The 20,873-nt window shown below is 69.4% G+C and carries 18 protein-coding genes; 13 read left to right on the plus strand and 5 right to left on the minus strand.

Annotation, left to right across the window (positions count from 1 at the left end):
• Window positions 1-1,212 carry a hypothetical protein gene (locus AC0IW9_RS12495; protein WP_471648577.1) on the minus strand — a complete coding sequence of 404 codons (1,212 nt, stop codon included), beginning with the start codon at window positions 1,210-1,212 and terminating at the stop codon, window positions 1-3.
• A 115-nt stretch (window positions 1,213-1,327) separates the two neighbouring features.
• Here AC0IW9_RS12495 and AC0IW9_RS12500 point away from each other — a divergent pair, with 115 nt between their 5' ends.
• A complete protein-coding gene (locus tag AC0IW9_RS12500; protein WP_471648578.1) occupies window positions 1,328-2,560 on the plus strand; it encodes a metal-dependent hydrolase family protein in 1,233 nt (410 codons plus the stop codon).
• Window positions 2,561-2,637: 77 nt separating this feature from the next.
• Here the strand turns inward: AC0IW9_RS12500 and AC0IW9_RS12505 are convergent, their stop codons facing one another.
• Window positions 2,638-3,267: a glutathione S-transferase family protein gene (locus AC0IW9_RS12505; protein WP_471648579.1), complete on the minus strand. Its 630-nt coding sequence runs from the start codon at window positions 3,265-3,267 to the stop codon at window positions 2,638-2,640.
• A gap of 206 nt (window positions 3,268-3,473) precedes the next feature.
• Between AC0IW9_RS12505 and AC0IW9_RS12510 the strand changes: the two genes are divergently transcribed.
• Complete coding sequence (locus AC0IW9_RS12510) at window positions 3,474-3,761, plus strand: TM2 domain-containing protein (RefSeq protein ID WP_471648580.1); 288 nt, start codon at window positions 3,474-3,476, stop codon at window positions 3,759-3,761.
• A gap of 91 nt (window positions 3,762-3,852) precedes the next feature.
• Here AC0IW9_RS12510 and gatB read toward each other — a convergent pair whose 3' ends face one another.
• The 3 genes from gatB to gatC are packed head-to-tail and all read right to left on the minus strand — an operon-like array spanning window position 3,853 to window position 7,074.
• Window positions 3,853-5,301 (minus strand): Asp-tRNA(Asn)/Glu-tRNA(Gln) amidotransferase subunit GatB, encoded by a 1,449-nt coding sequence (gene gatB / locus AC0IW9_RS12515; protein ID WP_471648581.1) that lies wholly within the window; start codon window positions 5,299-5,301, stop codon window positions 3,853-3,855.
• The gene (gene gatA / locus AC0IW9_RS12520) at window positions 5,298-6,785 is read right to left on the minus strand and encodes an Asp-tRNA(Asn)/Glu-tRNA(Gln) amidotransferase subunit GatA (protein ID WP_471648582.1); all 1,488 of its coding nucleotides are present in this window, start codon (window positions 6,783-6,785) and stop codon (window positions 5,298-5,300) included. Before gatA ends, gatB begins: the two co-directional genes overlap by 4 nt.
• 1 nt (window position 6,786) lies before the next feature.
• Complete coding sequence (gene gatC, locus AC0IW9_RS12525) at window positions 6,787-7,074, minus strand: Asp-tRNA(Asn)/Glu-tRNA(Gln) amidotransferase subunit GatC (RefSeq protein WP_471648583.1); 288 nt, start codon at window positions 7,072-7,074, stop codon at window positions 6,787-6,789.
• Window positions 7,075-7,119: 45 nt separating this feature from the next.
• Here gatC and ruvX point away from each other — a divergent pair, with 45 nt between their 5' ends.
• The 11 genes from ruvX to AC0IW9_RS12580 all read left to right on the plus strand — a co-directional run bounded on the left by ruvX (window position 7,120) and on the right by AC0IW9_RS12580 (window position 20,853).
• Complete coding sequence (gene ruvX / locus AC0IW9_RS12530; protein WP_471648584.1) at window positions 7,120-7,620, plus strand: Holliday junction resolvase RuvX; 501 nt, start codon at window positions 7,120-7,122, stop codon at window positions 7,618-7,620.
• Window positions 7,621-8,571, plus strand: coding sequence for an aspartate carbamoyltransferase catalytic subunit (locus tag AC0IW9_RS12535; RefSeq protein ID WP_471648585.1), 951 nt, complete (start codon window positions 7,621-7,623; stop codon window positions 8,569-8,571).
• Window positions 8,564-9,841, plus strand: coding sequence for a dihydroorotase (locus AC0IW9_RS12540; RefSeq protein WP_471648586.1), 1,278 nt, complete (start codon window positions 8,564-8,566; stop codon window positions 9,839-9,841). Before AC0IW9_RS12535 ends, AC0IW9_RS12540 begins: the two co-directional genes overlap by 8 nt.
• On the plus strand, window positions 9,838-10,422 hold the full coding sequence (gene plsY, locus AC0IW9_RS12545; protein WP_471648587.1) for a glycerol-3-phosphate 1-O-acyltransferase PlsY: 585 nt from the start codon (window positions 9,838-9,840) through the stop codon (window positions 10,420-10,422). The genes AC0IW9_RS12540 and plsY overlap by 4 nt, the downstream gene beginning before the upstream one ends.
• A gap of 56 nt (window positions 10,423-10,478) precedes the next feature.
• Window positions 10,479-11,633, plus strand: a complete 1,155-nt coding sequence (gene dprA / locus AC0IW9_RS12550) for a DNA-processing protein DprA (protein ID WP_471648588.1) — start codon at window positions 10,479-10,481, stop codon at window positions 11,631-11,633.
• 71 nt (window positions 11,634-11,704) lie between these two features.
• Entirely contained in the window at window positions 11,705-14,524 is a 2,820-nt protein-coding gene (gene topA / locus AC0IW9_RS12555) for a type I DNA topoisomerase (protein WP_471648589.1), read from the plus strand.
• Window position 14,525: 1 nt separating this feature from the next.
• A complete protein-coding gene (locus tag AC0IW9_RS12560) occupies window positions 14,526-16,712 on the plus strand; it encodes a ribonuclease R family protein (protein WP_471648590.1) in 2,187 nt (728 codons plus the stop codon).
• 62 nt (window positions 16,713-16,774) lie between these two features.
• Window positions 16,775-18,238 carry a S41 family peptidase gene (locus AC0IW9_RS12565; RefSeq protein ID WP_471648591.1) on the plus strand — a complete coding sequence of 488 codons (1,464 nt, stop codon included), beginning with the start codon at window positions 16,775-16,777 and terminating at the stop codon, window positions 18,236-18,238.
• Between the two features lie 152 nt (window positions 18,239-18,390).
• Complete coding sequence (locus AC0IW9_RS12570) at window positions 18,391-18,864, plus strand: thermonuclease family protein (RefSeq protein ID WP_471648592.1); 474 nt, start codon at window positions 18,391-18,393, stop codon at window positions 18,862-18,864.
• A 130-nt stretch (window positions 18,865-18,994) separates the two neighbouring features.
• A complete protein-coding gene (gltA, locus tag AC0IW9_RS12575; protein ID WP_471648593.1) occupies window positions 18,995-20,314 on the plus strand; it encodes a citrate synthase in 1,320 nt (439 codons plus the stop codon).
• Between the two features lie 263 nt (window positions 20,315-20,577).
• Window positions 20,578-20,853, plus strand: coding sequence for a hypothetical protein (locus tag AC0IW9_RS12580; RefSeq protein WP_471648594.1), 276 nt, complete (start codon window positions 20,578-20,580; stop codon window positions 20,851-20,853).
• Window positions 20,854-20,873: the final 20 nt, after the last annotated feature.

The raw sequence follows: 20,873 nt of genomic DNA on the forward strand, positions 1-20,873 counted from the left end.
TCAGCGCACCAGCCGCAAGGTGCCGGAGGAGGGAATCTCCCCGGCTGATTTCTGCAGGTTGAGCAGTTGCGTCGTCAGCGCCAGGACGCGGAGGGTCAGATCCTCAGTCGGGTCTTCCTCCGCCACCCACCAACGCCGGCCGCGGTAGTCGGCGGCGATGCGTGGCCGCTCCGGCCGCTCCGCCCAGAGCCGGAACAGCCGTGGCGAGGCGGTCCCGCCGCCGCGTGACGGCACGGTGACCCGATAGGCAATCCCCGCCTCCTCGCGCTTCTGGACCGCGCCCAGGTAGTGCAGGATCTCGTCCACCGACCGGAGGTACCAGGCGACCCCCTGCGGCGCAGGCCGGCCGGCCGGGATGGCGTGGTCGGCGACCTCATCGGCATTGCAGGGATCACCCTCCTGGGTGATGGGGGAAACCTGCGGCGGCTCGCTGTCCAAGGCCAGGGCGGTATAGCCGCCACGCCCCGGCACGCAGATCACCAACTGGTTGACAGCCCGGTAGAGCTGCCAGCCCGGCCCGGCGCGGCGCAGCGTGACGCCTGTTTCCTTCAGCATCGCCAGCCGGTCCGGGTCCGCCGCCTGGGCCATGGTCAGTGGCGGGCCGAGCGGGATCAGTCGGGTATAGCCATTGAAGCGCAGCGGGCCGAAGCGGGTCAGTCCCTCCACCACGGATTGGAACGGGTCGCAGGGCGGCGCCGCAGCCATGCCGGCCTCGATGCAGGCCTGGCGCGCCTCCGGCTCCTGTGGCTGCCGCGCCGCGGGATTGTTGAGCACCAGCCGACCACCCGGCCCCTCGTCGAATTTCGAGATCAGCAGATACAGCAGCAACTGGTCCGGCAGCCCCCGGTCCGAGAGCAGCCGCAGCAGCACCGGGTCGATCGGCCTGAGCAGGCCGCGGGCGAATTCCTGCCGATCGAGCGGACCGATGTCGAAGCTGGGATTGCTCGCCGCCAGCAGCGCCGGTTGCGTTCCATTGTTTACCGCCGTCAGGTCGTAGCCCAGCCCGGCCGAAAGGCTGAAGGAGCCATGGATGGCACCGATGGTGGTGAAATGCAGCGGCGCCTGGTCCCGCGCCCGCAGCACATTGGTGACCAGCAGCGTATCCGTCGCCGCCTCCACCGTGGTGTTGTAGGCGACGCTGTGGTCGGTGATGGTGCCGCTGAGCGAGCAGGCCGCCAAGGCCAATGGGATGGCCAGCGGCAGGAGAAGCATCGGTAGCCGAGGGATCATGGCGCCACCATGCCTCAGCCCGGGCCCGCCGCGGATGAAACCCTCGCCAGAACAGCCGATGAGCGGCACTCTGCGCCGGCCAAACCAGGAGTTCGCCATGGCCGCCACGCTGTTCCGCAACCTGCGCCTGTATGACGGGCTGGCCGATGCCCTGGCGGAGGGGATGGAGGTCCTGGTCGAGGGCGAGCGGATCAAGGAGATCGCCGACCGCCCCATCGCCAGCAGCACCGCTCGAGTCGTCGATTGCGGCGGCCGCACCCTGATGCCCGGTCTGATCGATGCGCATGTCCATGCCTATGGCGTCGATGCCGATCTCGGCCGCCTGGACAAGCTGCCGCGCAGCCTGCAGGCGCTTCAGGCGGCGGAACGGCTGAAGGATTCGCTGAAGCGCGGCTTCACCAGCATCCGCGACGCCGGCGGCGCCGACTGGGGCCTGGCCATTGCCTGCGAGACCGGGCTGATCACCGCGCCGCGGCTGTTCTACCCCGGCCGGGCACTGTCGCCGACCGGCGGGCATGGCGACATGCGGGCCAATGTCATGCTCGACCAGTTCTGTGGCTGCTGCGCCCCGACCCAGGCCATCGCCGTCATCGCCGATGGGGTGGACGAGGTGCGGAAGGCGGTCCGCGGCGAGCTGAAGCGCGGCGCCCATGCCATCAAGATCATGGCCAGCGGCGGCGTCGCCTCCCCCTCCGACCCGATCTACGCCCTGCAGTACAGCGACGAGGAGATCGCCTGCGCGGTCTGGGAGGCCAAGGCCTGGCGCAGCTATGTGCTCGCCCATGCCTATACGCCGGAAAGCATCCACCGCGCCGTCCGGCTCGGCGTCCGCAGCATCGAGCACGCCAACCTGATCGATGTCGCCACGGCCGAGTTCATGGCGGAGAAGCAGGCCTTCGCCGTGCCGACCCTGGTCACCTACGACGCATTGGCCGAGGAAGGCCCAGCGCTGGGCATGCCGCCCGAGAGCATGGCGAAGCTCTCCAGCGTCAAGGACGCCGGCCTCGGCAGCCTCGAGATCCTGTCGCGCGCCGGGGTGCGCATGGGCTTCGGCACCGATCTGCTCGGCACCATGCACCGCCGGCAATCGGATGAATTCGTCATCCGCCGCCAGGCCCTGCCCGCCGCCGCGGTGCTGCGCAGCGCGACCAGCGTGAATGCGGCCCTGCTGAACAAGGATGGCCAGCTTGGCGTGGTGGCGGCCGGCGCACTGGCGGATCTCATCCTGGTGGAGGGCGATCCGCTGACCGATATCGGCGTGCTGACCGGCCAGGGGGAGCGGATTCCCTTCGTGATGAAGGGCGGGGCGGCATTGATCGACCGGCTATAGAAGCAAGGCCGGGAGAAGGTATTCTCCCGGACCCTCATCTATCTTTATTCTTTGGTGGAAAATGGATGGGGGGCTTTTTAGCCCAGCACCACCTCGAACCCCTTTGCCGTCGCCGGCCGCGCCATCATCCGGGCGTACCAGGCGGCCACATTGGGCAGGTCGTTGAAGGGCACCAGATGCCGCTCGTGCCGCCAGGCCCAGCCGAGGATGGCGAAATCGGCGATGCTCGGCTCGCCCTCGGTGGCAACGAATTCCCGCCCCACCAGGCGCCGCTCAAGCACCCCATAGAGCCGCTTCGTCTCATCGCCATAGCGCTTCACGCCATAATCCTTGGCCGGACCATCCGGCTGCATCAGGAAATGGTGGACCTGCCCCGGCATCGGGCCGAAGCCGCCCATCTGCCACATCAGCCATTCCAGCACCGGCACCCGAGACCGCAGGTCGGCGGGCAGGAACCTGCCGGTCTTCTCGCCGAGATAAAGCAGGATGGCGCCACTCTCGAAGACCGTGATCGGCTGGCCGCCCGGGCCGTCCGGATCGATAATCGCGGGGATGCGGTTGTTCGGGCTGAAAGCCAGGAATTCCGGGTTGAACTGCTCGCCCTTGCTGATGTTCACGGTCTTGACGCTATAGGGCAGCCCCATCTCCTCCAGCGCCACGCTGATCTTGCGACCATTCGGCGTGTTCCAGGTATGCAGTTCGATCATCGATCGCCTCGTTCCGGTTGCTTCACACCCAGCCTAGCCGAGCGCCCTCCCGCTGGCGAGCGAGCGCCGCATGTGGCGGCGCAGCCACGTCGGGCCACGAAGCCGTAACCGGAACGCCGAAACGGCTTCCCTTCGGCACTGCGCTGCCGCAATTTCCACAGGCGTCGCTGCGGTGGGGAAAAGATTGCAGCGCCGACATTTAGGGGATGATCTTCATGCTGGCGATGACACTTCCGGCGCCGCGCCGAAAGTCGGTAGGCCTTGCCTATGTGCTATGGGCCCTGTTCGGCATCTTCGGGCTGCACCGCCTGTATCTGGGCCGGACCCTCTCGGCCGCCGGCATGGCCGCGATCACCGTCCTGTCCGTGCCGCTGATCTGGAGCGGCCTGGGCCTGCTCGGCTTCGTCACCACCGGCACCTGGGCCCTGGCCGACGCGCTGCTGATCCCCGGCATGACCCGCGAATTGAACGAGGCCGTTCCCGTCGCGGCCTGAGGCCGCGGCGCCCTCCCCCCGGGGCGCCCCGCCGTGAGGTCACCCACCACCGGATGGATCGACGCCTGCCGAACCGCGGCAGGCGTCGCCTTCAGCCCAGCTTCTGCTTCAGCACGTCATTGACCAGCGCCGGGTTGCCCTTGCCCTGCATGGCCTTCATCACCTGGCCGACGAAGAAGCCGAACAGCTTGTCCTTGCCGGAGCGGTATTCGGCCACCTTGCCGGCATTGGCCGCCATCACCGCATCGATGGCCGCCTCGATCGCGCCGGTATCCACCACCTGCCGCAGCCCGCGGGCATCCACGATGGCGGTCGCGCCCTCGCCCGTCTCGAACATCAGAGCCAGCACATCCTTGGCGATCTTGCCGTTGATCGTCTTGTCGGCGATCAGGTCGAGCAGCTCCGCCAGGCCCGTGGCACTGACCGGGCTGCTGGCGATGTCATGGCCGGTGCGGTTGAGCGCGGCGAAGAAATCGCCGGTCACCCAATTCGCCACGGTCTTGGCATCCCGCCCCTGGGCCACCGCCTCGAAGAAGCCGGCGGTCTCCTTCTCCAGGGTCAGGACATGGGCGTCATAGGGAGACAGGCCCATGGCGGCATAGCGCGCCCGCCGCGCATCCGGCAGTTCCGGCAGCGCCGCCTTCAGACGCTCGACCCAGGCCGCCTCCAGCACCAGCGGGGGCAGGTCGGGATCGGGGAAGTACCGGTAGTCATGCGCGTCTTCCTTGGAGCGCATGGAGCGCGTCGTGCCGCGGCTGGTATCGAACAGCCGGGTCTCCTGGACGACTTCGCCGCCTTCCTCCCAGACCTCGATCTGGCGCCGCGCCTCGGCCTCCACCGCCTGCATGACGAAGCGGATGGAATTGACGTTCTTCACCTCGCAGCGGGTCCGGTAGGGCTCGCCCGACTTCCGCACGCTGACATTGACGTCGGCCCGCATCGAGCCCTCATCCATGTTGCCGTCGCAGGTGCCGAGGTAGCGCAGGATCTGCCGCAGCTTGGTCAGATAGGCGCCGGCTTCCTCCGGGGACCGGATATCCGCCTCGGAGACGATCTCCATCAGCGCGACGCCGGAGCGGTTGAGGTCGATGAAGCTCTTCTGCGGATGCTGGTCGTGCAGCGACTTGCCGGCATCCTGCTCGAGGTGCAGCCGGGTGATGCCGATATGCTTCACCGCGCCATCGGCCAGGGTGATCTCGACCGTGCCGGTCCCCACGATCGGATGAGCGAACTGGCTGATCTGGTAGCCCTGCGGCAGATCCGCATAGAAGTAGTTCTTGCGGTCGAAGCGTGACCACAGATGGATCTCGGCATTCAGCCCGAGCCCGGTGCGCACGGCCTGAGCCACGCATTCCTGGTTGATGACGGGCAGCATGCCGGGGAAGCCGGCATCGATGAAGGAGACCTGGCTATTCGGGCTGGCGCCGAAGGCGGTGGCGGCGCCGCTGAACAGCTTGGACTCGGAGGTGACCTGGGCATGGACCTCCAGGCCGCAGACGATTTCCCAGGGGCCGGTACGGCCTTCGATCGTGTAGCTCATAGTCCAGCCCTCAAAGCCGGCAAGGCGGTGAAATTGGCGGCGTGCTCGATGGCGGCGCCGACGGCGAAGACGGTTTCCTCGTCGAAGGCCCGGCCGATCACCTGCAGCCCGAGCGGCAGCCCCTGCCCATCCAGCCCGGCCGGCACCGCCAGCCCCGGCAGCCCGGCCAGGTTCGCCGTCACGGTGAAGACGTCGTTCAGGTACATCTTCACCGGATCGTCCTGCTTCTCATCCATGCCGAAGGCGGCGGAAGGCGTCGCCGGCGTGACGATGGCATCGACCTTCTGGAAGGCCTCGTCGAAGTCCCGCTTGATCAGCGCCCGGATCTTCTGCGCCTTCAGGTAGTAGGCGTCGTAGTAGCCCGCGCTCAGCACATAGGTGCCGATCAGGATGCGCCGCCGCACCTCCGCGCCGAAGCCCTCGGCCCGGGTGCGCTCATACAGGTCCTTCAGATCGCTGTTCGATCCGGTGACCCTGAGGCCGAAGCGCACGCCGTCGTAGCGGGCGAGGTTGGAGGACGCCTCCGCCGGCGCCACGATGTAGTAGGTCGGCAGCGCATACTGCGTATGCGGCAGGCTGATCTCGACCGTCTCGGCGCCCTGCGCCCGCAGCCAGGCGAGGCCCTGTTCCCACAGCGCCGCGATCTCCGGCGGCGTCCCGTCGAGCCGGTATTCCTTCGGCACGCCGATCCGCAGCCCCTTCACCCCGCGGGCGCAGGCAGTGGCGAAATCCGGCACCGGGACATCGGCGCTGGTGCTGTCCTTCGGATCGAAGCCCGCCATGGACTTCAGCAGGATGGCGCAATCCTCGACGGTGCGGGCCACCGGCCCGGCCTGATCGAGCGAGGAGGCGAAGGCGACGATCCCGAAGCGCGAGCAGCGCCCATAGGTCGGCTTGATCCCGGCGATGCCGCAGAAGGCCGCCGGCTGGCGGATCGAGCCGCCGGTATCCGTCGCCGTCGCCCCCAGCGCCAGCCGCGCCGCGACGGCGGCGGCCGAGCCACCGGAGGATCCACCTGGTACCAGCCGGGTATCCGGGTCGTTCCGCCGCGACCAGGGGTTCTCCACCGGCCCGAAGGCGCTGGTGGTATTGGAGGAGCCCATGGCGAATTCGTCCAGATTCGCCTTGCCGAGGAAGACCGCGCCATCCCGCAGCAGGTTGCCGGAGACGGTGCTTTCATAAGGTGGGACGAAATTGCCGAGGATGCGGCTGCCCGCCGTGGTCCGCGTCCCCGCGGTGCAGAACAGGTCCTTGATCGCCAGCGGCACGCCATCCAGCGGCCCGGCATCGCCCGCGGAGCGCCGGGCATCGCTGGCCTTCGCCTGTTCCAGGGCCTGCTCGCCGGTCACGCTGATGTACGCATTCAGACGCGGGTTCAGCGCGGCGATGCCATCCAGATGCGCCTGGGTCAGCTCGACGGAACTGATGATCCCCTCATGCAGCGCATCGATGGCGCCGCGCAGGGTGAAATCGGTCGGGTGCATGTTATTCGACCACCTTCGGAACGCCGAAATATTCGCCCTGCCGATCCGGGGCATTGGCTAGCACCCACTCCGCCTGGCCGCCATCGGTCACCGCATCGGGCCTTGGCCGCAGCGCCACCGCGCCGCCACCGGCCATGGGTTCGATCCCGTCGGTATTCACAGCCTGCAATTGCTCGATCCAGCCGAGGATGCCGTTCAGCTCGGCCTGGGCCTGGCCGAGCTCGGCCTCCTCCAGCCGGATGCGGGCGAGCGAGGCGATGCGCCTCACCGTGGCGGTGTCGAGGGACATGGGTCTATTCCAGTCTTTACCTGCGGCAGGGCTATAAGGCGGGCCATGGCCCTGTTCAACCTGACTGACCTTCGCTCCGGCTTGCCGCGCGGGAAACGCCTGATCGGACTCGACCCCGGCAGCAAGCTGGTCGGTTTGGCACTGTCCGATCCCTCGCTCATGCTGGCCAGCCCCTATGGCTCCATCCGCCGCGGCAAGCTGGCGGCCAATGCGGCGGAACTGGGCGCGATCATCCGCAAGGAGGACGTCGGCGGGCTGGTCGCCGGCCTGCCGCTGTCCATGGACGGCAGCTTCGGCCCGGCCGCCCAGGCAGCCAAGGACTGGGCCATGGCGATCGCCGCCGCGGTCGGCCTGCCGGTCGCGCTCTGGGACGAGCGGCTGTCCAGCGCCGCGGTCAACCGCATGCTGATCGGCGAGGCCGACCTGACCCGGGCCAAGCGGGCGGCGGCGGTGGATGCCGCGGCGGCGGCCTGGATGCTGCAGTCGGCCTTGGACGCTACCGTCCCGGCGGCTAGGGTGCCGCCACCCGGTACAGGCTGCCCCTGAATGTCCTTCTCCTTCCCCATCCTCCCCGATGGCCACCTCCTCGCCATCGAGGGGCTGGAGCCGCCGCATATCGGCGCCCTGCTCGACCTGGCCGAGAGCTATGCCCTGCTCAACCGCCAGGGAAAAACCCAGCGGGACCTGCTGCGCGGCCGCACCCTGATCAACCTCTTCTTTGAGGACAGCACGCGCACCCGCACCAGCTTCGAGCTGGCGGGCAAGCGGCTGGGCGCCGATGTCATCAACATGGCGGTCAGCACCTCCTCGGTGAACAAGGGGGAGACGCTGGTGGATACCGCCAGCACCCTGAACGCGATGCATTGCGACCTGCTGGTGGTGCGCCACGCCCAGTCCGGCGCCCCGGCCCTGCTCTCCCAGAAGGTTTCCGCCAGCGTCATCAACGCCGGCGACGGTACCCACGAACACCCGACCCAGGCCCTGCTGGATGCGCTCACCATCCGCCGCCGCAAGGGAAGGCTGGAGGGCCTGACCGTCGCCATCTGCGGCGACGTGCTGCATAGCCGGGTCGCCCGGTCCAACATCCACCTGCTGACCGCGATGAATGCCCGGGTCCGCCTGATCGGCCCGCCCACCCTCATCCCGGCCGAGGCCGCGCGCCTCGGCGTCGAGGTCTTCCACGACATGAAGAAGGGCCTGGCCGGCGCCGATGTGGTGATGATGCTGCGCCTCCAGAAGGAACGGATGACCGGCGGCCTGGTCCCCTCCTCCCGCGAGTTCTTCCGCTTCTTCGGCCTGGATGCCGAGAAGCTGGCCTGGGCCAAGCCCGATGCCATCGTCATGCACCCCGGGCCGATGAACCGCGGGATCGAGATCGACAGCGCCATCGCCGACGACCCGGAACGGAGCGTCATCGGCGAACAGGTGGAAATGGGGGTCGCCTGCCGCATGGCGGTGCTGGACGTGCTGGCCCGGGACCTTCGCCGCAATGCGTGATCTTCTTTTCGTCGGCGCCCGCCTGCTCGATCCCGCCACCGGCCTGGATGCTTCCGGCGACCTGCTGGTCCGCGACGGGCTGATCGTCGAGGCCGGCACCGGCTTCGGCCGACCCGAAGGCATTCCCACCCTCGACGCCTCCGGCCTCTGCCTCGCCCCCGGCCTTATCGACCTCCGCGCCGCGATCGGCGAGCCGGGCTTCGAGCACCGGGAGACCATCGCCTCTGCCGCCGCCGCCGCTGTCGCCGGCGGCATCACCACCCTCTGCGCCCTGCCGGATACCCATCCGGCGCTGGACGACCCCGCCTTGGTGGAGTTCGTCCTCCGCCGCGGCGAGGCGACCGGCCTCATCACCCTGCTGCCCTATGGCGCCGCCACCAAGCAGTGCGAGGGCCGCGAGCTCGCCGAATACGGGCTGCTGATGGAAGCCGGGGCCATCGCCTTCACCGACGGGCGACGCGCCATCGGCAATGCCCGCACCATGCGCCTCGCCCTGTCCTACGCCCGCGCCTTCGGCCGGATGATCGTCCAGCACCCGGAGGAGCCCAGCCTCGCCGCCGGCGGCGCCGCGACCGAAGGCGAGCTGGCGACGCGCCTCGGCCTGCCCGGCATCCCGCTGGCTGCCGAGTCCATGATGGTCGCCCGCGACATCGCCCTCGCCCGGCTCACCGGTGGCCATGTCCACTTCGCCCATGTCAGCACCGGCGCCGCCCTGGCATTGATCCGCGCCGCCAAGGCGGAGGGTCTCGCGGTCACCTGCGACACCGCCCCGCCTTATTTCGACCTGAACGAGACGGCGATCGGCGACTGGCGCACCTATGCCAAGCTCTCGCCGCCGCTGCGCCCGGATGCCGACCGGCTGGCGGTGGTGGCGGCCCTGGCCGATGGCACCATCGATGCCATCGCCTCCGACCACCAGCCGCGCGATGCCGACGACAAGCGCCTGCCCTTCGCCCAGGCGGAGGCAGGCGGTGCCGGCCTCGCCACCCTGCTCGGCGTCACCCTGGCGCGGGTCCATGGCGGCGACCTGACCCTGCTCCAGGCACTCGACCTGCTGACGGCACGGCCGGCCGCCCTGCTCGGCCTGCCGGTTGGCCGCCTGGCCAAGGGCGCGGCCGCCGATCTCGTGCTCTTCGCCCTCGACCGTGGCTGGCAGGTGAAGGCCGGCGCATTGCCCGGCAAGGCGCAGAATTCCCCCTTCGATGGCCGGGCGCTGGAAGGCATCGTCCTCGGCACCTGGAAGGCCGGTCGCCGGGTCTTCGGCGCATGAGCCTGCTGCTGGGCCTCATCCTGGGCTATGTCCTCGGCTCCATCCCCTGGGGCCTGCTGCTCACCCGCGCCGCCGGGCTCGGCGATATCCGCGCCATCGGCTCGGGCAATATCGGCGCCACCAACGTGCTGCGCACCGGCAACAAGCCGCTGGCGGCGGCCACCCTGGCGCTGGATATCGGCAAGGGCGCTTTGGCACTCTGGCTGGCCGGGCAATGGTGGGGCGAACAGGCCGGGCTCGCCGCCGGCTTCGGCGCCATGCTGGGCCATGCCTTCCCGGTTTGGCTGGGCTTTAAGGGCGGCAAGGGCGTGGCGACCGGCGGCGGCGTGCTGCTCGCCGCGGCCTGGTGGCTGGGCCTCGTGACGGCGCTGGTCTGGCTGGCGATGGCCTTCGCCCTGCGGATGTCCTCCGCCGCCTCGCTCGCGGCCTGCGCCGCGGCACCGGTGGTGGCGCTGATCGCCGGGCGGCCGGACCTGGCGCTGTTCAGCGCCGGCATCGCCGCCCTGGTCGTCATCCGCCACCGCGGCAATATCCAACGCCTGATCGCCGGCACGGAGCCGCGCATCGGCCGGAAGGGATAGGTTCGGGTAGGGTTTCTGGGGTATCATTGTCATGAAGGAATGAAAGACCCGGCGCCTTGCCCCCAGGCTCTAACCATCCTGCCGGCCCGCCCCTGACGGAGGCCGAGGCACTGGCCCGCCTCCGGCTGGCCCGGACAGATGGCATAGGTCCGGTCAATTTTCGTCGTCTGCTGGACCAGCACGGCAGTGCCACCGCGGCCCTGGGTGCCCTGCCCCGCCTCGCTGCCCGCCGCGCCGCGCCGCTCACGCTCTGTCCCGAAGCCGACGCAGTGCGGGAAATGGCGGCGGTGCAACGTCTTGGCGGCCGCTTCCTCTTCGCCGGGACGCCCCCCTATCCCGCCTTGCTCGACATGCAGGAGGACGCGCCGCCGGTCCTCGCCCTGCTGGGCGACCCGGCCGCGCTGACTGGCCGCGCCGTCGCCCTGGTCGGTGCCCGCAATGCCTCCGCGGGCGGCCGCCGCATGGCGGAGGATCTGGCCGAGCAGCTCGCGGCGGCCGGGCTGGTGGTCGTCTCCGGCCTGGCCCGCGGTATCGATGCGGCAGCCCATATCGGCGCACTGCGCCGGGGCCGGACCGTCGCCGCCGTCGCCGGCGGGCTGGACCAACCCTATCCTCCCGAGCACGCGGCCCTCCAGGCCCGTATTGCCGCGGAAGGCGGCGCCATCCTCGCCGAGGCTCCGCTCGGCACCGCCCCACTGGCGCGGCATTTCCCCCGCCGCAACCGCATCGTCGCCAGCCTTTCCCTCGGCGTGGTGGTGATCGAGGCAGCGCCGCGTTCCGGTAGCCTCATCACCGCCCGACTCGCCCTGGAGGCAGGGCGGGAGCTCTTCGCCGTGCCGGGCAGTCCGCTCGATCCGCGTTGCCGCGGCTCGAACGACCTTATCCGCCAGGGTGCCCATCTCACCGAATCGGCCGAGGACGTGCTGGAACACCTGCCGGAGGCACCCCGCGATGCCCCGCTCCTTGGGCCGCGACGCGGCTGGTCCCGCCCCGATCCCGGCGAGGAGGCCGCGCCGGAGCCCCCTGGCCCCGCGGGAGATGCCGCCCAAGTTCTTGATTTGGTTGGACCCACACCCACTGCGGTTGACGAGGTGATGCGGCGCTGCCACCTGTCGCCCTCCGCGGTCCAGGCGATCCTTCTCGATCTCGAGCTGGCGGGGCGGGTGGAGATGCTGCCGGGCAACCGCGTGGCCCTCGCCAGCCCGGTCTGATCGGTCATCGGGATGGTCCGAAAGCCGCGCTTTCCTTGCCCGAATTCTGTGGGCCAACGGATCTGGAGTCCATGACGGACGTCGTCGTCGTCGAATCACCGGCCAAGGCCAAGACGATCAACAAGTACCTCGGCGGGGACTTCAAGGTCCTGGCGAGCTTCGGCCATGTGCGGGATCTCCCGCCCAAGGACGGCTCGGTCCGCCCGGACGAGGACTTCGCCATGGACTGGGAATCGGAGGACCGCGGCGAGCGCCAGGTCAACGAGATCGCCCGTGCCCTGAAGGGCGCCAAGCGCCTCTTCCTCGCCACCGATCCGGATCGGGAAGGCGAGGCGATTTCCTGGCACGTCCAGGAGATGCTGGCCCGCCGCGGCGCCCTGAAAGGCGTCGAGGTCCGCCGCATCACCTTCAACGAGATCACCAAGCGGGCGGTGCAATATGCCCTTGCCCATCCGCGCGACCTCGATACCCCGCTGATTGATGCCTATCTGGCCCGCCGCGCGCTCGACTATCTGGTGGGCTTCACCCTCTCGCCGGTGCTCTGGCGCAAGCTTCCCGGCAGCCGCTCGGCCGGCCGCGTGCAATCCGTCGCCCTGCGGCTGATCTGCGAGCGCGAGGCCGAGATCGAGGCCTTCCGCGCCCGCGAATACTGGACCGTCGAGGGCCGCTTCCAGACCCCGCAGGGCGCCCCCTTCGGCGCCCGGCTGACCCATCTGGATGGCCGCAAGCTCGAGCAATTCGACCTGCCCAACGAGGCTAGCGCGCTGCGCGCCAAGGCGGCGGTCGAGGCCGGCACGTTTTCCGTCATCTCGGTCGAGAAGCGCCGGGTCAAGCGCAACCCGCCGGCCCCCTTCACCACCTCCACCCTGCAGCAGGAAGCCTCGCGGAAGCTCGGCTTCGGTGCGCAGCAGACGATGCGCACGGCGCAGCAGCTCTATGAAGGCGTCGACATGCAGGGGGAGACCGTCGGTCTCATCACCTACATGCGGACCGATGGCGTGCAGATGGCACGGGAGGCGATCGCCGCCATCCGCGACCACGTGAAGGACGAGTTCGGCGCGAACTACCTGCCCGGCGCGCCGCGCGAATACTCCTCCAAGGCGAAGAATGCCCAGGAAGCGCATGAGGCGGTGCGGCCGACCGATGTCGCCAATACGCCGGAGAAGGTCGCCCGTTTCCTCGATGACCGCCAGCGCAAGCTCTACGAGCTGATCTGGAAGCGCGCCGTCGCCAGCCAGATGCAATCCGCCGAGATCGACCAAACCACGGTCGAGCTGGCCGACGAATCCCGCAAGACCATCCTTCGCGCCACCGGCTCGGTCATCGCCTTCGACGGCTTCCTGAAGCTGTACCGGGAGGACGAGGACGACCGCGCCGCCGATGCCCGCGCCGGCCTCGTCACCAGCGCCACCGAGGACGACGATACCCGCACCCTGCCGCCGATGCGGGAGAAGGATCCTCTGAAGCGCGGCGAGATCACCGCCAGCCAGCACTTCACCCAGCCGCCGCCGCGCTACTCCGAAGCCTCGCTGGTGAAGAAGATGGAGGAGCTGGGCATCGGCCGCCCCTCCACCTATGCCTCCATCCTGCAGGTGCTGCAGGACCGCGACTATGTCACGCTCGACAAGCGACGCTTCATGCCGCAGGACCGCGGCCGGCTGGTGACCTCCTTCCTGGTCTCCTTCTTCCAGCGCTACGTCGATACCGGCTTCACCGCCGGGCTCGAGGAGCAGCTCGACGACATCTCCGGCGGCAAGATCGACTGGCGCGCCGTCATGCGCGCCTTCTGGGAGGATTTCCGCAAGGCGATCGACGCCACCAAGGACCTCAAGATCAGCGATGTCATCGACACGCTGGACGAGGAGCTCGGCCCGCACTTCTTCCCCGCCAAGGCGGATGGCACCGACCCGCGGGTCTGCCCGGCCTGCTCCGGCGGCCGACTGGGGCTGCGGCTGGGCCGCACCGGCGCCTTCATCGGCTGCTCCAACTACCCGGAATGCCGCTACACCCGCCCGCTCGCCGTCCCCGGCGCGGATGGGGAGAATACGACCAGCCTCTCCGAGGGCCAGCGCGATCTGGGCAAGGACCCGGCCAGTGGGGAGGCCATCACCCTCCGCCGCGGCCCCTATGGCCTCTATGTCCAACAGGGCGAGGGCGGGGTCGATGCCAAGGGCAAGCCGACCAAGCCCCGGCGCTCCAGCCTCACCAAGGACATGGATCCGGAAACGCTGGACCTGGACCGGGCGGTGAAGCTGTTGTCGCTGCCCCGCCCCATCGGCCGGGACCCGGAAACCGGGGAGGAAATCACCGCCGGCATCGGCCGCTTCGGCCCCTATATCCGGGTCGGCACCACCTACCAGTCGCTGGAGGCGGGGGATGACGTGCTCGCCCTCGGCATGAACCGGGCGATGGAATTGCTCGCCAAGGCGCGGGCCAAGGTCCGGCTGGTCGGCACCCATCCGAAGGACGGCGCCCCGGTCGAGATCCGCAAGGGCCGCTTCGGCCCCTATGTCCAGCACGGCAAGACCGTTGCCAACCTGCCGCGCAACCTGGTCATGGAGGAAGCGACGCTGGAGCAGGCGGTCACCCTGCTCGCGGAGAAGGGCAAGGAGCTGAAGCCCATGGTCAAGGGCGCTAAGGGCAAGGCGAAGGCCAAGTCCGCAAAAGCCCCCGCCAAGGCCAAGTCCAATGGCGCCGACCCGGAGGAGGAGCCCAAGCCGGCCCCGGTGCGGAAGGTGGCCGTTGCGAAGGCGCCGGCGGTGAAGGCAACGGCTGTCAAGAAGCCTGCCGCCAAGACGCCCGCCGCGAAGAAGCCCACGACGGCCAAGGCCGCCACCAAGGCTCCCGCCGCCCGCAAGCCAGCCGCGGCGGCGGCCAAGGGCAAGGCCTGAGGTGGCGCGGCGCCCAGCCGGGCCGCTGCGTGGCACGGCCGCCGAACCCCGGCCGCTGCCCTCCAAGGAAGACCTTCGCCGCTTCATCCGAGCCGCCCCCGGCAAGGTCGGCAAGACCGAGATCAGCCGCCACTTCGGCCTGACCACGGACCAGCGTCCGGCCCTGCGGGAGTTGCTGAAGGCGCTGAAGCAGGACGGTTCCGCCATGCCGGCCGGCCGGCATGGGCTGGCCGCCCCCGGCCGCCTGCCCGAGATGGCGGTGGTCGAGGTCTTCGGCACCGACCCGGATGGCGACCCGCTGGCCCGCCCGCTCGGCTGGAAGCCGGCCCAGGGCGAGATGCCGCTGATCTACATGCGCCCGGAACGGCCCGGCCAGCCCGCCCTGGCCCCGGGCGAACGGGTCCTTGCCCGGCTGAAGCCCGCCGGCCGCGGCAAGTATGACGGCACCACGGTCAAGCGCGTCGGCGGCCCTGCCCCGGCTCGCATCCTCGGCATTTTCGAGAACGGCCGCATCGTCCCGACCGACCGCCGGCACAAGGCCGAATGGGAGGTCCCGCCCGGCCAGGAGAACGGCGCCGAACCCGGCGAGATCGTCCTCGCCGAACCCTTGCCCGGCCAGGCCCTCGGCCTGCGCCCCGCCCGCATCCTCGAAAGGCTGGGGCGGATGGGCGAGCCCCGCTCCGTCTCGCTGCTCTGCATCCATGCGCATGGCATCCCCCAGGCCTTCCACGGCGAGGCCCTGGCCGAAGCGGCCGCCGCCGGCGCCGTCGCGCTCGACGGCCGGGAGGATCTGCGCGCCATCCCGCTCGTCACCATCGATGGCGAGGATGCCCGGGACTTCGACGACGCGGTCTGGGCGGAAGCGGAGGGCGCCGGCTGGCGCATCCTGGTCGCCATTGCCGATGTGGCACAGTATGTCCGCCCCGGCAGCGCCCTCGACCGCGATGCCTGGCTACGCGGCAACAGCGTCTATTTCCCCGATCGCGTCGTGCCGATGCTGCCCGAGGCACTGTCCAGTGGCTGGTGCAGCCTCCGCCCCGATGAGGACCGCGGCTGCCTCTTCGCTGAATTCCATGTCGACGCGGCGGGGACCAAAACGCGCCACCGCTTCGGCCGCGGCCTGATGCGCAGCGCCGCCCGCCTCACCTACGAACAGGTCCAGGCGGCACAGGACGCCGGGGAGGATCTGACCGGCACCCTCCATGCGCTCTTCGGCGCCTACCGCAGCCTGCTGGCCGCCCGCGAGCGCCGCGGCACCCTGGACCTTGCCTTGCCGGAACGCCGCGTCATCCTGGATGCGGCCGGCACCGTGCTGGCGATCGAGCCCCGCGCCCGGCTCGACTCGCATCGGCTGATCGAGGAATTCATGGTCGCCGCCAATGTCTGCGCGGCGGAAGAACTGGAACGACTCGGCCAGCCCTGCATGTACCGGGTGCACGACCGGCCTTCGGATGAGAAGCTGGAAGGCCTCCGCGCCTTCCTCGCCGGCTTCGACCTCGCCCTGCCGGCAGGAAACGTGATCCAGCCGCGAGATTTCGCCGCGGTGCTCGACCAGGTCCTTGGCAGCGAGCACGAGCACCTCGTCAACGAGACTATCCTGCGCGGCCAGTCCCAGGCCGCCTATGCGCCCGAGAACATCGGCCACTTCGGCCTAGCGCTGCCGCGCTACGCCCATTTCACCAGCCCGATCCGCCGCTACGCCGACCTGCTGGTCCATCGGGCGCTCATCCGTGGCCTCAGGCTCGGCGAGGGTGGGCTGGCGGAACCCGAAGCGGATCGTTTCGCCGATACCGGAGAACACATCACCGGCACGGAACGTCGGGCCGCCGCCGCCGAACGGGATGCGGTGGACCGCTACCTTGCGGCGCATATGGCACATCATATCGGAGACGTGTTCGCCGCACGCATTTCCGGGGTGACACGCTTCGGCCTGTTCGTCACCGTAGGTAGCAATGGCGCCAGCGGAATAGTCCCGCTTGGCTCCCTGCCGGATGATCGATGGTTGCAGGATTTGCCGAGGCGCGCACTGGCGGGCCAGCGGACGGGGCTGCGCTTTGCCCTGGGGCAGGCGGTCGAGGTGCGTCTCGCCGAGGCCACGCCGCGCACCGGTGGGCTGGTATTCCATCTGATGCAGGGCCTGCCGGTGGCGCCATCCAAGGCTGGATCGAAAAAGCCAAAGCGGCGCTGATCCTCGTCCTGCTGCTGCTTCCCGGGCTGGCAGCGGCCCAGGACCAGTTCCCGCGCGAGCCGGTGCAGGCCGTCCTGGCTGTGGCGCTCGGCGCCGTGCTCGAACGCCATCTCGAAAGCGCTTCCCCGGCCGACCTCGGGCTTTGGACCTTGCGCGGGCTGGAGGTGATGGAGCCGCTGCTCAAGGCCGAGCTGCGGTCCGGCACCCTGCTGCTCAATGCCGGCGACCGGCTGCTGGCGGCGCGGCCGCTGCCGCCGGCAGCAAGTCTTGGCGAAGCGGCGGCGCAGCCGCTCGCCCTTGGCCTCGCCGCGCTCTTCGAGGCCGCCTGGCGGGCTTCCCCCGAGTTGCGCCGGGCCGGGGCTGAACGGATGCTGCGCAGCGGCTTCGAGGAACTGTTCAATCACCTCGACCCCTACAGCCGCTACCTGACGCCGGAGGAGGCGCAGGGCGCCCGCGCCCGGCGGATCGGCCAGGTCGGGCTTGGCCTGCGCCTCGCCGCCGGCCGGGGCGATGACGTCGTGCTCGCGGCGATCACGCCGGGTGGGCCGGCGGCGGAAGCCGGGCTTCGGCTGGGCGACCGGGTACTGGCGATCGATGGCCAGCGCATCTCGGGCCGCGACCTCGCCCGGGCCGCCGCCCTGCTGGAGGGCGCCGCGGGGACCGAGGTGCTGCTGCGCCTGCAGCGGCCCGCGCCGGGCGCGCGCCAAGGCGGAGGCCGCCGCTTCGAGGCTCGGCTGCTGCGCAGCCTGCTTGCGCCCGAGGCGGTGCATGCCGAGTTGCGCGAGGATATCCTGTGGCTGCAGCTCGATAACTTCTCGAGCGCCACCGACCGCAACGTCATGGCGGCGCTGGCCGAGAATTTCCGTCCCGATGCAGCCCGCACCGGCCGGCCGCGCGGGGTGGTGCTGGATCTGCGCGGCAATCGTGGCGGGCTGCTGGGGCAGGCCGTGGCGGTCGCCGGGGCCTTCCTGCCCGGCGGCATCGTTGCCCGCACTGCCGGGCGGCATCCGGATGCGGACCGGGTCTATATCGCCTCGGCGGCGGACCTGGCCGCTGGGGCGCCCGTGGTGGTGCTGGTCGATGGCCGCTCCGCCTCCGCCGCGGAGATCGTCGCCGCCGCCCTGGCGGATCGTGGCCGGGCCGTCGTTGTCGGCAGCGTCACCACCGGCAAGGGGTTGGTGCAGGTGGTCGTGCCCCTGCCGAACGGGGGAGAGCTTCTGGTCACTTGGTCTCGCGTGCTGGCGCCGCTCGGCTGGCCGATCCAGGGCCTCGGCGTATTGCCCGCGCTCTGCACCAGCCTTGGCGCCGAGGCTGCCGCCGGCGGCATGGCCCGGTTGCGGCAGGGCATCCCCCCGATGGCCGCGGCGCTGGCACGCGAAAGGGCGGCCCGCGCCCCCGTTCCCGCCAGCGAGATCGCGGTGCTGCGCGACGCCTGCCCACCCGCCGAGGGCCGCCCCACCGATGCCGCCATGGCCCGGCTGCTGCTGGCCGAACCGGAGAGTTACGGCGCGGCGCTGCCACGCTGACCGAATTGAGTCCGCCGGGACCGATGAACACCAGAAGGTGGTTGCGGTAGAGATACTTCCCGCGTTAGGCGTGGGTCATGCGTCGTCGCCGCATCTTCCGCCCCGCTCCCAGCCCCCGCCGCTGGGGCACGCTCCTGCTCGGATGCACGGTCGTGGCCGGCTCCCTGATGCTGGCCGTCGCCATGCCCGGGGATCTTTTCGGCTCCGCCCCGCGCGAGCGACTCTGGACCGCGAATGCCGCCGAGGTCCGCGTGGTGGATGGCGACGCCCTGCGGCTGGGCGACCGCATCCTGCGGCTTGATGGCATCACCGTGCCGGATCGCGGCCAGGCCCGCTGCCCGGCGGTCCGCGGCGAGGATTGCGCCGCCGGCGCCGCCGAGGCCCTGGCCCGGCTGGTCCAAGGCGAGGCGCTGGAGTGCCAGATCCGCGGCCAGGACCGGCATGGCCGTGCGCTCGGGCTATGCCGGGCCGCAGGCATCGACGTGAACGCCGCATTGGTTGGTGCCGGCTGGGCCCTGGCGGATGGCGGTGGCCTTGCTTCGCAGGAAGCCGCGGCGCGGCAGCAGGGTCTTGGGATCTGGGGGCCCGGCGTAATCCGACCGGATGCGTTGCGCAGCCGCTTCTGAATCCTGCGGCGCTGCTGTTCAGCCTTTGTTCAGTGGCGCGTTGCCAAGCTTCGCCGGCACCCGATATCTTGCGCCGCACCATGTCGGTGCCGTTCAATGCGGCGCCGCAATACCCAAGGACATAGGCGAGATGAGCAGCACGGCACCTGGGGCGGCGAATGCCTCCGTCACCGTTACCTTGGACGGGACCAACCGCAGCACCACCCTGCCGCTGCTGACCGGCACCATCGGGCCGGCAGTGGCCGATATCCGCAAGCTTTACGCCGATCTCGGCGTCTTCACCTTCGACCCGGGCTATGGCGCGACGGCATCCTGCGAAAGCAAGATCACCTATATCGACGGTGACGCCGGGATCCTGCTCTACCGCGGCTATCCGATCGAGCAGCTGGCCGAGAAGTCGGATTTCATCGAAGTCGCCTACCTGCTGCTGGAAGGCGAACTGCCGACCGGCACGCAGCTGGCCGAATTCCGCAAGAATGTCACCAATCACACGATGGTGCATGAGCAGCTGCGGCGCTTCTTCGACGGCTTCCGCCGCGATGCGCATCCGATGGCGATCCTCTGCGGCGTGGTCGGGGCGCTGGCCGCCTTCTATCACGACAACCTCGACATCAACGATCCGCGCCAGCGCGAGATCGCGGCCTTCCGGTTGATCGCCAAGGTGCCGACCATCGCCGCCTGGGCCTACAAGTACTCGATCGGCCAGCCTTTCATGTATCCGCGCAACGACCTGAGCTATGCGGAGAATTTCCTCTACATGCTCAATGCCGTGCCGGCGGAGCCCTACGTCAACAACCCGATCCTGTCGCGCGCCATGGACCGCATCCTGGTCCTGCATGCCGACCATGAGCAGAATGCCTCCACCTCCACGGTGCGGCTGGCTGGCTCGACCGGCGCCAATCCCTTCGCCTGCATCGCCGCCGGCATCGCCGCCCTCTGGGGCCCGGCGCATGGTGGCGCCAACGAGGCCGTGCTGAAGATGCTGGCCGAGATCGGCACCAAGGAAAACATCCCGCAGTTCATCAAGGAAGTGAAGGACAAGAACAGCCACACCAAGCTCATGGGCTTCGGCCACCGGGTCTACAAGAACTTCGATCCGCGTGCGACGATCATGAAGGACACCTGCCACGAGGTTCTGGCAGAGCTTGGCATCAAGGACAGCCCGTTGCTCGACATGGCGATGGAGATGGAGCGGATCGCGCTGACCGACGACTACTTCATCCAGCGCAAGCTCTATCCGAACGTCGATTTCTATTCGGGCATCATCCTGAAGGCGATGGGTATCCCGACGCATATGTTCACCGTGCTCTTCGCCGTCGCGCGGACCGTCGGCTGGGTGAGCCAGTGGAAGGAACTGATCGAGGATCCGGCCCAGCGCATCGGCCGTCCGCGGCAGATCTATCGCGGCGCGGATACCCGGGACTATGTCGGGGTCGACCGCCGGGGCTGAACCGGGGCCTGCGCTCGCGCGCAAGGTCAGTACTGCGACTGAACTAGAGATTCTGGATGAAGTAAGCCGGTCAGGGTCTTCCCTGGCCGGCTTTTTTCCGTTCCATGAGTTTTGCTGCATGCCCTGGGACGAGGCTGGATCCAGGCCAAAATTTGCGGCACCTCCTTTTAATTTCGATATCGATTTGAATAACTATTGCGATATCAGTCCATTAAGATGAAGAATGCCGCCCTAAGTTGCATACCTAGTGTGGGACTCTTTCAATGAGCGAGGCCGCAAGCTCCGCACCCCCCCCGACCCTGGATCAGCAGGTCCGCGCACAACTGAAGAAATGGCCCCAGAGACCGCCGGGCGTCGTCTCCAGCCCGAAGCAACCCGGAACCTGGCTGCGCGGCCGGCCCGGCGACCTGGCCGCCACCAACCAGCCTTTCCTGAAGCTGCCGGGCTCCAACCGCCTGCGGACCCTGCCGGACGGGCTCTGGCTGCATTTCAGCCCCGACCCGGCCGATCCCTATGTGGATATCCTCGGTATTAGGTAGCAAGCACACCAAAACCACTG

It is taken from the genome of Belnapia sp. AC561 (assembly GCF_979252845.1).